The 13,252-nt window shown below is 45.0% G+C and carries 12 protein-coding genes; 11 read left to right on the top strand and 1 reads right to left on the bottom strand.

Going from position 1 to position 13,252, the window contains the following annotated elements:
• The first annotated feature begins 31 nt into the window (after nt 1-31).
• Entirely contained in the window at nt 32-3,886 is a 3,855-nt protein-coding gene (locus ASG93_RS17675; protein WP_056833865.1) for a TIM-barrel domain-containing protein, read from the top strand.
• Between the two features lie 165 nt (nt 3,887-4,051).
• Here the strand turns inward: ASG93_RS17675 and ASG93_RS17670 are convergent, their stop codons facing one another.
• Nucleotides 4,052-5,974 carry an FAD-dependent oxidoreductase gene (locus tag ASG93_RS17670; protein WP_056833887.1) on the bottom strand — a complete coding sequence of 641 codons (1,923 nt, stop codon included), beginning with the start codon at nt 5,972-5,974 and terminating at the stop codon, nt 4,052-4,054.
• Between the two features lie 192 nt (nt 5,975-6,166).
• Here ASG93_RS17670 and rsgA point away from each other — a divergent pair, with 192 nt between their 5' ends.
• The 10 genes from rsgA to yqfD all read left to right on the top strand — a co-directional run bounded on the left by rsgA (nt 6,167) and on the right by yqfD (nt 13,248).
• Complete coding sequence (gene rsgA / locus ASG93_RS17665) at nt 6,167-7,228, top strand: ribosome small subunit-dependent GTPase A (RefSeq protein ID WP_056833864.1); 1,062 nt, start codon at nt 6,167-6,169, stop codon at nt 7,226-7,228.
• An 88-nt stretch (nt 7,229-7,316) separates the two neighbouring features.
• Nucleotides 7,317-7,619: a hypothetical protein gene (locus tag ASG93_RS17660; protein WP_056833863.1), complete on the top strand. Its 303-nt coding sequence runs from the start codon at nt 7,317-7,319 to the stop codon at nt 7,617-7,619.
• Between the two features lie 159 nt (nt 7,620-7,778).
• Entirely contained in the window at nt 7,779-8,129 is a 351-nt protein-coding gene (locus tag ASG93_RS17655) for a histidine triad nucleotide-binding protein (protein ID WP_056833862.1), read from the top strand.
• 114 nt (nt 8,130-8,243) lie between these two features.
• A complete protein-coding gene (gene rpsU, locus ASG93_RS17650) occupies nt 8,244-8,417 on the top strand; it encodes a 30S ribosomal protein S21 (protein WP_029195880.1) in 174 nt (57 codons plus the stop codon).
• Nucleotides 8,418-8,425: 8 nt separating this feature from the next.
• Nucleotides 8,426-8,869 carry a GatB/YqeY domain-containing protein gene (locus tag ASG93_RS17645; RefSeq protein WP_029195881.1) on the top strand — a complete coding sequence of 148 codons (444 nt, stop codon included), beginning with the start codon at nt 8,426-8,428 and terminating at the stop codon, nt 8,867-8,869.
• Nucleotides 8,870-9,381: 512 nt separating this feature from the next.
• Entirely contained in the window at nt 9,382-10,041 is a 660-nt protein-coding gene (locus ASG93_RS17640; protein WP_082614945.1) for an NfeD family protein, read from the top strand.
• 73 nt (nt 10,042-10,114) lie between these two features.
• A complete protein-coding gene (gene floA, locus ASG93_RS17635; protein ID WP_321166689.1) occupies nt 10,115-11,104 on the top strand; it encodes a flotillin-like protein FloA in 990 nt (329 codons plus the stop codon).
• 21 nt (nt 11,105-11,125) lie between these two features.
• A complete protein-coding gene (locus ASG93_RS17630; protein ID WP_056833860.1) occupies nt 11,126-11,587 on the top strand; it encodes a hypothetical protein in 462 nt (153 codons plus the stop codon).
• A 154-nt stretch (nt 11,588-11,741) separates the two neighbouring features.
• Nucleotides 11,742-12,020 carry a sporulation protein YqfC gene (yqfC, locus tag ASG93_RS17625; RefSeq protein WP_056833859.1) on the top strand — a complete coding sequence of 93 codons (279 nt, stop codon included), beginning with the start codon at nt 11,742-11,744 and terminating at the stop codon, nt 12,018-12,020.
• A 34-nt stretch (nt 12,021-12,054) separates the two neighbouring features.
• Nucleotides 12,055-13,248 (top strand): sporulation protein YqfD, encoded by a 1,194-nt coding sequence (gene yqfD, locus ASG93_RS17620; protein ID WP_056833858.1) that lies wholly within the window; start codon nt 12,055-12,057, stop codon nt 13,246-13,248.
• The last annotated feature ends 4 nt before the right edge of the window (nt 13,249-13,252 follow it).

Below are 13,252 nucleotides of genomic sequence, written 5' to 3'. Positions count from 1 at the left end.
CTTCATTTCTAATCGAAAGGGAGTATCATTGATGAGTCCACCAAACAAAGAAATTCCACGTATCCTTGCTTTTTTTACAGCGTTTACGTTGTTTGGTTCACCCCTTACCTTGCTTCCTGCTTCTCCTGCACAGGCTTATGTCAGCAGCCTTGGGAATCTCATTTCTTCGAGTGTCACCGGGGATACCTTGACGCTAACCGTTGATAATGGTGCAGAGCCGAGTGATGACCTCTTGATTGTACAAGCGGTGCAAAACGGTATCTTGAAGGTGGATTATCGTCCGAATAGCATAGCGCCAAGTGAGAAGACGCCGATGCTGGATCCAAACAAAACTTGGTCAGCTGTAGGAGCTACTATCAACACAGCAACCAATCCAATGACCATCACGACCTCCGATATGAAGATTGAGATTACCAAAAATCCGGTTCGAATGACGGTGAAAAAGGCTGACGGCACTACGCTATTCTGGGAACCATCCGGTGGAGGGGTATTCTCAGACGGTGTGCGCTTCGTTCATGCCACAGGGGATAATATGTATGGCATCCGGAGCTTCAATGCTTTTGATAGCGGGGGCGACCTGCTCCGGAACTCATCCAATCATGCCGCCCATGCAGGTGAACAGGGAGATTCCGGTGGTCCGCTTATTTGGAGTACAGCGGGTTATGGCTTATTAGTCGATAGCGATGGTGGTTACCCCTATACAGATAGCACAACTGGCCAAATGGAGTTTTATTATGGCGGGACTCCTCCTGAGGGACGTCGTTATGCGAAACAAAACGTAGAGTATTATATTATGCTCGGAACCCCGAAGGAAATTATGACCGGCGTTGGGGAAATCACAGGGAAACCACCGATGCTTCCTAAGTGGTCGCTTGGATTCATGAACTTTGAGTGGGATACGAATCAAACGGAATTTACGAATAATGTAGATACGTATCGTGCCAAAAATATCCCCATAGATGCTTACGCCTTTGACTATGACTGGAAAAAGTACGGGGAAACCAACTATGGAGAATTTGCGTGGAATACGACTAATTTCCCTTCTGCTTCGACGACTTCTCTAAAGACAACAATGGATGCTAAAGGCATCAAAATGATCGGAATTACGAAACCCCGCATCGTTACGAAGGATGCTTCTGCGAATGTGACGACCCAAGGAACGGATGCGACAAAAGGTGGTTACTTTTATCCGGGCCATAACGAGTATCAGGATTATTTCATCCCTGTAACTGTGCGAAGTATCGACCCTTATAATGCTAGCGAACGCACCTGGTTCTGGAATCATTCCAAAGATGCACTCGATAAAGGGATCGTTGGTTGGTGGAATGACGAGACGGATAAAGTATCATCGGGTGGAGCTTCGTATTGGTTTGGCAACTTCACAACAGGCCACATGTCTCAGACTATGTACGAGGGTCAGCGTGCTTACACGAGTGGAGCGCAGCGTGTTTGGCAAACAGCTAGAACTTTCTACCCAGGTGACCAGCGGTATGCGACAACGCTTTGGTCTGGCGATATTGGCATTCAATACAATAAAGGCGAACGGATTAACTGGGCTGCCGGGATGCAGGAACAAAGGGCAGTTATGCTATCTTCCGTGAACAATGGTCAAGTGAAATGGGGCATGGATACCGGCGGATTTAATCAGCAGGATGGCACGACGAACAACCCGAATCCCGATTTATATGCACGGTGGATGCAATTCAGCGCTTTAACACCTGTTTTCCGTGTGCATGGGAACAATCATCAGCAGCGTCAGCCATGGTACTTCGGATCGACGGCAGAGGAGGCTTCCAAAGAAGCTATTCAGCTGAGGTACTCCCTGATCCCTTATATGTATGCTTATGAGAGAAGTGCTTACGAGAATGGGAATGGGCTCGTTCAACCATTGATGCAAGCATATCCGACAGATGCGTCCGTCAAAAATTACACGGATGCTTGGATGTTCGGTGACTGGCTGCTAGCTGCGCCTGTGGTGGATAAACAGCAGACAAGTAAAGATATCTATTTGCCATCTGGTTCATGGATTGACTATGCGCGAGGTCATGCAATAACTGGCGGTCAAACCATCCGATATTCGGTTAATCCGGACACATTAACAGACATGCCTCTCTTTATTAAAAAAGGTGCCATTATTCCTACGCAGAAAGTGCAGGATTACGTTGGGCAGGCTTCCGTCACTTCCGTTGACGTGGATGTGTTTCCGGATACGACACAGTCAAGTTTCACGTATTACGATGATGATGGTTCCAGTTATAATTACGAAGGCGGTACTTACTTTAAGCAAAATATGACTGCGCAGGATAATGGTGCAGGTTCGCTAAGTTTTACATTAGATGCAAAGAGTGGCAGTTACACGCCAGCTCTTCAATCCTATATCGTTAAGCTGCACGGTTCTGCCGGAACTTCTGTAACGAATAACAGCATAGCTATGACGTCCTATGCAAGCTTAGAGGCATTAAAAGCTGCTTCGGGGGAAGGTTGGGCAACTGGGAAGGACATCTACGGGGATGTCACCTATGTGAAAGTGACAGCAGCTGCAGCTTCTTCTAAATCTATTGCAGTTACAGGTGCTGCTGCAGTGAGTGCAACTTCTATGCAATACGAAGGTGAGGATGCATCGCTTTCTGGCAATACGGTTGCTACAAAGGCTTCCATTAATACCAATCATACAGGATATACAGGGACTGGATTTGTAGATGGTTTGGGCAATGATGGCGCGGGTGTCACTTTTTATCCAAAGGTAAAAATTGGCGGTGACTATAATGTCTCCCTGCGTTATGCGAATGCTTCAGGCTCAGCCAAATCTGTCAGTATTTTTGTTAATGGAAAAAGAGTGAAGTCCACTTCACTCGCTAATCTTGCGAATTGGGACACTTGGTCTACGCAATCCGAGACACTGCCGCTGACGGCTGGAGAGAATGTCGTGACCTATAAGTATTACTCCGATGCTGGCGATACGGGCAATGCCAACATCGACAACATCACGGTACCTTTTGCTCCAATCGTCGGCAAGTATGAAGCAGAGAGCGCTGAGCTTTCTGGTGGCAGTGCATTGAACACGAACCATTGGTGCTATAGTGGTACGGGTTTTGTAGACGGATTGAGTGCGGCAGGCGCGCAGGTGCAATACAACGTGTATGTCCCTAGCGCTGGGAGCTATCAGGTAGCGCTGCGATATGCGAATGGCAGTGCAGCAACGAAAACATTGAGTACTTATATCAATGGATCCAAGCTAGGACAAACCAGTTTCACGAGTCCTGGTACGAATTGGAACGTCTGGCAGGATAATGTGCAAACGGTGACGTTAAATGCAGGGGCAAACACGATTGCGTTTAAATACGATGCCGCTGACAGTGGGAATATCAACTTAGATCGTCTGCTACTTTCAACTTCGGCAGCGGGAACGCCGGTTTCTGAGCAGAATCTGCTAGACAATCCTGGTTTCGAGCGTGACACGAGTCAAAGCGATAACTGGGTGGAGTGGCATCCAAGTACGCAAGCTGTTGCTTATGGTGTTGATAGCGGCTCAACCACCAATCCGCCGGAATCCCCGTGGACGGGTGATAAGCGGGCTTACTTCTTTGCAGCTGGCGCTTATCAACAAAGCATCCATCAAACCATTAGTGTTCCTGTTAATAATGTAAAATACAAATTCGAAGCCTGGGTCCGCATGAAGAACACAGCGCCGACAACGGCCAGAGCCGAAATTCAAAACTATGGCGGATCTGCCATTTATGCGAACATCAGTAACAGCGGTGTTTGGAAATATATCAGTGTAAGTGATATTATGGTGACCAATGGCCAGATCGATGTTGGATTTTATGTGGATTCACCTGGTGGAACTACGCTTCACCTTGATGATGTGCGCGTGACCAAACAATAAATAAAACAACCAGCTCTCCCGGTAATGGGAGGGCTGGTTGTTTGTTCGTAGAAAAATATAAGTTTTATACTTTTGCTTCGCATCTACCTTGACAAACGCGCTCGTCCTTGAAGGACGACGGAGTCGTTTATCCTTGGTTACGATAATCCATCCATGTGGAGAGGATTAAACATTTTGAAGAGCTTGCTGAACTTCTTGCACAATGGATAACGCCGCGGTGCGGGCACTAGAGAATGCGCGTTCCGCAAGCTCGCCCTTACCTGTACAGCCGTCTCCACAGAAGTAGAAAGGCACGTTTTCCACGCGTATCGGCAGTAGATTATTGGAAGCAATGTTTTTCACGCTCGAAACCATCGCTTTCTTCGAAACTCGTTTCACGGCTGTGACATCACGCCAGCCTGGATAATGCTTATCAAATAGGGCTTCCATTTGGAGGTTCTTTTCTTCGAGATACGCTTTGCGCTGCTCCTCGTTATCAAAGCGGTCGCTTAAGTATGCGATACCTTGAAGCAGCTGTCCGCCTTCCGGTACAAGTGTATGATCTGTCGCGGAAACATCGCTGATGAATAGCTTGTTATCCATGTCGCTGATGTAGCTGAAAGGTCTCGCAACAACACGGCTTAACCCAACGTCATACACCATGACTTCGGTTGCGGTATTGGTTTCATACGGAGCTAGGAACGGCTCCCATGCTGTACCTTTCAGAAGTTTGACGACTTGCTGAACCGGCATAGCGAAAATCACTTTGTCAAAAGCCATTTCACGGTTTTTGGTTTGCAATACGAACTTGCGATCCGCATACCGGAGGGTCTCCACGCCTTCTTGAAGGGCGATTTCCCATTTGCCGGACGTTGTCAGCTTTTGCTTAAGTTGGTTCGTAATAACCGCCCAGCTTCCCAATATATAATTGACGGGCTTCGAGGAGAGGAACAAGTTGTGATAGTATTCGCTGATTACAGCTCCGGATACGTTGCGAGCATCCTCAGGCGTAATGAAGAAGTTGGAGCAAACCAAATGCTCCCATAACTCTTTAACATCCTCATCCGCATTGGACTCTGCCAAATAATCAGCAAGAGTTGCGTAGTTTTTTAAGTTGTGAATATTCGCAATGATGGCGGTAATTTCACCGACGAATCTTACTTTTTGCATGGTGCTGAGCAGATCCGTTTTTAAGAGGTTAATCGCGTCGAGCGGTGCTGGTGTAAGCTGATTATGTTTCGCATAAAAAACTTTGCGCTTATCTACTTGCTTGGAAGAAAAAGAGAGTCCAAGATCACGTTCCATGTTTGTTAACGTATGACGATCAATTCCATAGATAGCATGTGCCCCATAGTTGAGTGTAAATCCTGCTTTTTCGTAAGTAAAAGCACGTCCCCCAAGCTGCGGACTGCGTTCGAAAAGGATACCTTCGACATGTGGATTCTCAGATAAATAAGCGGCTGCTGTTAAGCCTGCCAAGCCTCCGCCAATAATTGCTACTTTCATTTTGTTTTCCTCCTTGGGGACTGGTTCTACCTGCAGAGATGCGTAGGGTTCGCTGGAGCGCAAACCTACCCACAGCCAGGCTAAGTTGTTTTTCATCATGGAGAGTAAATCGGCGTCATCTTGATTGCACCAAGTGCGGAGTGTTCCCGCATACATGCAAACAAGAAGCTCAATTTTTCTAGGTTCAGGCAGCCAATGTAATAAACTTTCCGATAGTACGTTTAATTGCTGCTGTTCTTCCGTTTTTACGGTTTCATTTTGCAAGGATAAAGCTTGTAAGCTTCGGACTAGTCGTGGTGAGGAATGAATGTTGGACGCTAAGTCTAAGAATAAGCGATTAATATGTCCTTCAAGGGATTGGACCTTGGAGGGAGGCTGTTTCACCCATTCTTGAATCAATTGAATTTGTTTGCTGTAAAGGGCTGAAATAATAGCATCTTTGCTTTTAAAATAATGATAAAAGGTGCCCTTCGATGATCTCGTTGCCTCGATAATATCGTCTACGGACACATTCTCATAGCCTTTTTCCATAAACATGGTTAAAGCGACTTCCATCATCACATCACGCTTTTTGCGGGTGGAGGCTCTCATGAATTGGCTCATCCGCTCACTCCATTCCAACCATCGATTTACTCCTATTATATGCAAAAGTAGACTAACAGTCTACATTTTAATTGACCATCTGCATAAAATTTGAAGAAGGAAAAAATAATCTAAATCATTGTTTCCCGTGTGATGTTGCTACCAGCGGTCTATACTTCAGAATAGAACCGCATGAGAGGATGAAATAAATACTTGAAAAATGAAGATTTAGGATGGAATTCCTTTTTTGAAAAAGCATTCGAACCTTACCTAAACGAGGGATATCAGGTTGGCCGGGTGTCCTTGGAGCATAAACATATGTATCGTGTTCAGACGGAAGTCGGGGAAGCACTAGCAGAGGTATCGGGTAAAATGCGGCATCTTGCTTTCCGGCGTGAAGACTACCCAGCTGTAGGCGATTGGGTTGTACTGTCCATAAGGGGAGAAGAACAGCGAGCAACAATCCATGCTGTATTGCCACGTAAAAGTAAGTTTTCCCGTAAAGTAGCTGGTCAAGTCAATGAAGAGCAAATTGTTGCCTCGAATGTAGACACAGTTTTTCTGTTCACAGCGCTAAATCTAGATTTTAATGTACGCCGTATTGAGCGTTATATGGTATTAGCTTGGGAGAGCGGAGCGAATCCGGTTATTGTTCTAAGTAAAGCGGATTTATGTGAGGATCCCGAAGCATTGGCTGCAGAGGTCGCGGCTGTTGCGGTTGGTGTGCCCATTCATATTATCAGCTCAGCTGAAAACCGCGGACTAGATGAGCTTGCTGCTTATATGACTCCAGGTCAAACAGTCGCGCTTCTTGGCTCGTCCGGTGTTGGTAAATCAACCTTGGTGAATCGCATTTATGGGAAGGATATTCTGGACACAGGGGATATTCGTTCGGGGGATGACAAAGGGAAGCATACGACGACCCACCGCGAGCTCATCGCGCTGCCTGGAGGAGGCATATTGATTGATACGCCAGGTATGCGTGAACTCCAATTATGGGACGTTTCGGAGGGTCTAAGCACGTCATTTCAAGATATCGAAGAGCTTGCAGAAATGTGCTACTTTCAGGATTGTAAGCATGAAAATGAACCGAATTGCGCAGTGAATCATGCATTAAATGAAGGGACTTTGGTTGTTGAACGATTTAATAACTACGTAAAATTACAAAAGGAACTCGCTTATTTGGCGCGCAAAGAAGATAAAGGGCTACAAGCAGCTGAGAAAGCAAAATGGAAAAAGCTGCGCCAGTCCTTAAAAAGTCAGCATTATCGTTAAAATTTTAGATGAGCTGAAAATACGATCAAAGAGTAGCCTTTTGCCTATAGCTGAATATGCTGTTGGTAAAAAGGAGTGTGATGAGCCAATGCATCAGGAAGCACATGAGATATGTAAAAAGCATATGTACCGTTATGTGAGCGTCACGATGACTAGCGGTGCGGTTTATGACGGTATTGTGGAAGATGTGGATGATGAAAATCTATACTTAGCCGTTCCGATTGGCGGGATGGACCATGACCAAACGAGAGCTTTCTTACCCTATGCCTATCCGTATCCCTACTACGGCTATCCATACCCATACTACGGCTATCCAAGACGGCGTTTTGTAAGACAAATCCTACCACTAGCTGGATTACTAGCCTTATCCTTACTACCGTATTATTATTAGAATGAAACCCATTCAATCTAGAAACATCTTATAGTCGATGAGGTGTTTCTTTTTTTGCGATTATTCCATTTTTAAATGTAGATTAGATTGGATTTTTTAGTTCTTTTCCGATAAAATTAAAAGTAGTAGCTTTTACGAAAGTGGGGGACAAGCCGAACAATGAGTGATTGTATTTTCTGTAAAATTATTGCGGGGGAACTTCCCTCTAAGAAAGTGTATGAGGACGAACAAATTGTTGCTTTCCATGATATTCAACCAGCTTCGCCCATTCATGCCCTTATCATTCCTAAGAAGCATCTTGCTTCACTAGCCGATGCGGGAGAAGAAGATTGGAACATGATCGGGCAAATTCAGCGTGTGGCTGCACAAATTGCTAGAGAACTAGAAGTGGAAGAGTCTGGTTATCGGGTTATAACGAATATTGGAGCTAACGCGGGGCAAATCGTTCACCATCTTCATTATCATCTTATGGCTGGGGCACGTTTATCGCCTTTAGGCGTACACAATTAAGCTTCCTTTCACGAAACGAAAGGTTTGCGATTGACACCCTAATTACTATGACCTATAATGGGATTTGATGAACCGTTTTGTCTTAGATGGTCTGTTCGGAGGGAGGGAAAACTGTTGTCAGAAACTCGAGTTCGTAAGAACGAAACTATAGATGCTGCACTTCGTCGCTTTAAGCGTTCCATCGCTAAGGATGGCATTCTTGCAGAAGTTAAAAAACGTAAACATTATGACAAGCCTAGCGTTAAGCGTAAGCTTAAATCTGAGGCTGCTCGTAAGAGAAAGTTCTAGGAGGCAATATGAGCTTAAGCGATCGATTGAACGAAGATATGAAGCAAGCGATGAAGAGTCAGGACAAGTTCAAACTCTCCGTAATTCGAATGGTAAGATCTACCATCAAGAATTCAGAGATTGATCTGAAAAGAGCCTTAGATGACAATGAAGTGCTTGACGTTCTAACTCGTGAAATCAAACAGCGTAAGGATTCCCTCCAAGAATTTACGAAGGCCGGCAGAGATGATTTGGCCGAGAGCCTGAAGGCAGAACTTGTTATTCTAGCTGAGTACATGCCGCAACAGCTTTCTGAGGAAGAAGTGAAAGCCATTGTACAGCAGACCATCCAGCAAATTGGTGCTTCTTCCAAAGCGGATATGGGCAAAGTGATGACGGCATTGATGCCTCAGGTCAAAGGACGCGCTGATGGTAAACTTATCAATCAGTTAGTTCAACAATTATTAGGTTAATAACAAATATGTTAGACAAGACCGAGTGGACCAAGTCCTCTCGGTCTTTTGTATATCAAACAGAAAGTTCCAGTTAAGGGTTGGAGCGAACTTTAACGAAAAGGAGTGACCTCGGTTGTGGTAAACCTGCAATAGTGTAGGCTTTTTTTCTTTGAATAACTCAGATTCGTATATTCCTGCAATGGTGCAGGCTTTTGTGAACTTTTTTACGTTTTGGATGGAAAAGTTAAAAATTACTGTACAATAGCAGGCATTTCCTCTTAATTAAACGAGTTTTAGCAAGAATACCTGCACTTTCGCAGTTATTTTGGACCGTTGAAGATAATCGGTCTCCTTGTAAGTTGGTGAAACCCTAAGAGGATTGAACTGCTGGGAACGCTAAACTCCTTATACCCCCAAGCTCCTATGGCAAAAGCCTGAGGTTTTTTCAGTTCATTTCAACTAAAACGAAACAGTTTGTGTGTTGCAACGTACATATTAGTGATAAGGAAGATCAGGGAAAGGAGTGAAAGATGATGTTTGTAGAAAACTTATCTGCCTTTCTGACTCATCCCGTTACAGCGACGGTATTATTAGTGGTTGGGATCATTGGAATCGCATTGGAGCTGCTTTTTTTCAGCAGCGGATTGTTCGCCTTAGCAGGGGTAGCTGGTTTTGCACTCTATTTTCTTGGGTTTTATTTAGCCGGTTTTGCTGGTTTTGGTGACATAGCTGTTTTCGGAATCGGGTTACTTCTACTTATCCTAGAATTGGTCGTTCCGAGTTTTGGGATTCTAAGTGTGTTAGGCGCAATATGCCTCTTTGGCGGGGTTCTGATGGCCTCTTCAGATCCCACTCAGGCAGCGGTAATGCTTGGTATCGCGTTATTGTTGGCAATCGTTGCGATTTCCTTCGCGATCAAAACCTTTAAGCACCGCGGTATTTGGAACCGTTTTATTCTGAAGGAGCAGCTAACGACGAACAAAGGATTTACATCAAGCCCAGATCGATCCTACTTGATTGGAATGACGGGAGAATCGATTACTCCACTTCGCCCGGCAGGGACTGCAATTATTCATGGTGAACGTGTTGATGTGGTGACGAATGGCGGCTTTATTGCCACTGGAAGGAATATAGTCGTTGTGGAAGTAGAAGGAGTACGCGTTGTAGTACGAGAAGCGGAGAGACTTTGAGCTACGCTCAAAGATTCCAAAGCAGAGAGACTTTGAGCTACGCTCAAAGATCCCTATATTAGGAGGAACATAAATGAATATAGAACCAGGATTATATTTGGTGTTGGTTGCGGCTATCATTATTATTGCACTTTCGGTATTGCTTAGCATTGTGCCTGTCATGCTTTGGATTTCGGCACTAGCTTCCGGAGTAAGAATTAGCATTATTACTTTAATTGCCATGAGACTTCGCCGCGTGACTCCGAGCAGGATCGTCAATCCGATGATTAAGGCTACTAAAGCGGGTATTGATCTAAGTGTCAATCAGCTGGAAAGCCACTTTCTTGCAGGAGGTAACGTTGATCGGGTTGTCAATGCTTTAATTGCTGCTCACCGCGCGAAGATTCACTTGGAGTTTGAGCGTGCAGCGGCTATCGATCTCGCAGGGCGGGATGTGTTGTTAGCCGTTCAAATGAGTGTAAATCCACGTGTCATTGAAACACCTAATGTTTCAGCAGTGGCTAAGAACGGCATTGAAGTAAAGGTTATTGCCAGGGTTACAGTTCGAGCCAACATTGACCGGCTTGTAGGGGGCGCGGGCGAGGAAACAATTATCGCACGTGTAGGTGAGGGGATTGTTACTACAGTTGGTTCCAGTGACTCTCACAAAGATGTATTAGAAAATCCGGATTTGATTTCTCGAACGGTTCTGGGTAAAGGGTTAGATGCCGGAACAGCTTTTGAAATCTTATCGATTGATATCGCGGATGTGGATGTTGGTAAAAATATTGGCGCCCATTTACAAACGGAACAGGCGGAAGCCGATAAGCGAATCGCTCAGGCTAAAGCTGAGGAAAGACGTGCGATGGCTGTTGCTGCCGAGCAAGAAATGAAAGCCAGAGTTGTAGAAATGCGTGCGAAGGTTGTCGAATCGGAGTCACAGGTGCCGCTTGCGATGGCTGAAGCGCTTCGAAATGGTAAACTGGGTGTCATGGACTATATGAATCTAAAAAATATTGATGCAGATACACAAATGCGGTCTTCACTTGGCAAAATAAATGATGGTAAGAATGAGAAAGAATAGTAGTTTTGAAGAGGTGATCAGATGGAACAGCTCATTGGAATTGTTTTAAAGAACTGGTATCTGGTTATTATTGCATTCGCCCTTTTTTATCAAATAAGAAGTAAGAGCCGGCGAGCGAATCAGGAAACCAAGGCGAGGCCGGAGATGCCTTCCTTTGGTGATGCTCCTAATGGCGCTACGCGACCAGTAGAAGCGAAGAAATCCGACCAGAAGGGGTTAGGATCGACCTTGCAATCGGGACGCGTGAAAGACGATTATGGCCGTCCTAACAAAGCTAAGGCAGTCTCGACGATGCCCGCTCAGAAAGCTTCTCCATTCAGCTCACCTACACAGATTATTACTGAAAGCTCGTCTGTATATACAGATGCGATTTCTACGCAGAGTCCGTTTCCAGAACAACCGAACCAAGATCAGCTCCTGCAAGGAATTGTATGGGCTGAAGTTCTCGGACCGCCTAGATCGAAGAAGCCTTATCGCAGATAATAGCATGTAAGAACGCCCTCTCGATGGATCGAGAGGGCGTTCTTTGTTTTACAGGTTTTTCACATATAACTGGCTTTCTCCGCATAATTTGGTAGAAAGTCTCTGCGCTTTTTCTGTATTCATGATCATCTAGTTAGAGGGGGTACTCCCAGCTATGCGTCGCTTGACCCGCAAATGGAATCTGTTCACGGCCAAAATCCTTGATCTTCCTCAGGATGTGGTACAGGACTTGCCGCGAATTACGATGATCGGCAACGTACAGCTTTATGTAGAGAATCATCGGGGTGTACTTCATTTCTCCAGTGAAAATTTGAAGCTCGAATTAACGAAAGGAACGCTAGAAGTGTTCGGGAAGCAATTAGTTATTCGAGCTATTCTTTCAGAAGAAGTATTTATTGAAGGCTTGATCGATCATGTGAAATATGAACCATAGATGAAAGAATGGACTGAGAACAGGAGGCTGAGTCATGAAACAATCCCTTTTCATTGCTCGTTTGCGAGGTTATGTGCGCATTCAAATACGAGGTGAAGGTTGTGAGAGATTAATTAATCCCATGATGGAGAAGGGCTTCTCCATATGGGATATTCAAGCTGGAGATAACGGGAAGCTTGAACTTTATATCCTGATCAAAGACTTTTTCAGACTTAGACCGCTCCTGAAACGGACAGGCTGCCGGGTGCATGTTACGGAAAGGCATGGGCTGCCTTTTTTTATGGACAGACTGGGCCATAGAAAGGTTTTTTTTGCAGGAATGGCTGCTTTCATCATAGGTCTATACTTATTGACTTCGCTCGTATGGCAAGTTAGTGTGGAAGGGAATGATCGTATCTCTGAGTCGGAGATTTTGCAAGCTGCATCCAAACAGGGCATACATACGTTCCAATGGAAATTTAAATTGAAGAAAGAAGCGGATTTATCGCGCGAGATTCAAGGCATGCTGCCGAATGCAGCTTGGGTTGGTGTGGAAATTCGAGGTACCCATATCACGATCAAGGTTGTCGAGGCAACGATTCCTGATAAGGGACCGCTTATGAATCCTCGGAATTTGGTTGCTGCCAAAAACGCGCTCGTTACCGAGATTTTATCAGTTAAAGGCAAACCTATGGTGAAGCCGAATACGTATGTGCGAAAAGGGGACTTGCTTATCTCTGGAACCATTGGCGATGAACAAAATAGTCAAGTGGTGGTTGCAAGTGGTAAAGTAAAGGGCATCGTTTGGTATACTTCCCGAATCGAAACTCCGCTCACAAAAACATATAGAGTTTATTCAGGTGAAACTACGACTCGCAATTATCTTGTGTTTGGGACAAGAGCACTGCAAGTAAGCGGATATGGCAAGCAGAAATTCGAACATTTCGAAACGATTCCAGAGCGTAAAACGCTGGCTTGGCGGTCTTTTTCACTTCCTCTCGGTTGGCTTCATGAAAAGGTGATGGAAGTTCAAATTGTTGAGGAGCCTATTGATCCATCGAGTGCTAAAAAGGCAGGCATAGAGCAGGCTAAAGCTAAATTACTTGGAACCGAAGGAGCAGATGCTAGAATTGTCGGCGAAAAAATTTTGCATGAAAAAACAGAGAATGGTAAAATTTATATAGACGTGCATTTTGAAGTCGAAGAAAATATCGCCGAAGAACAACCAATTGTGATACGAGGAGAATGAGGCT

It is taken from the genome of Paenibacillus sp. Soil787, assembly GCF_001429545.1.
Classification (GTDB): domain Bacteria; phylum Bacillota; class Bacilli; order Paenibacillales; family NBRC-103111; genus Paenibacillus_E.
Note: the sequence above shows the minus strand (reverse complement) of the source record. Positions and strands in the feature narration are given on the sequence as shown.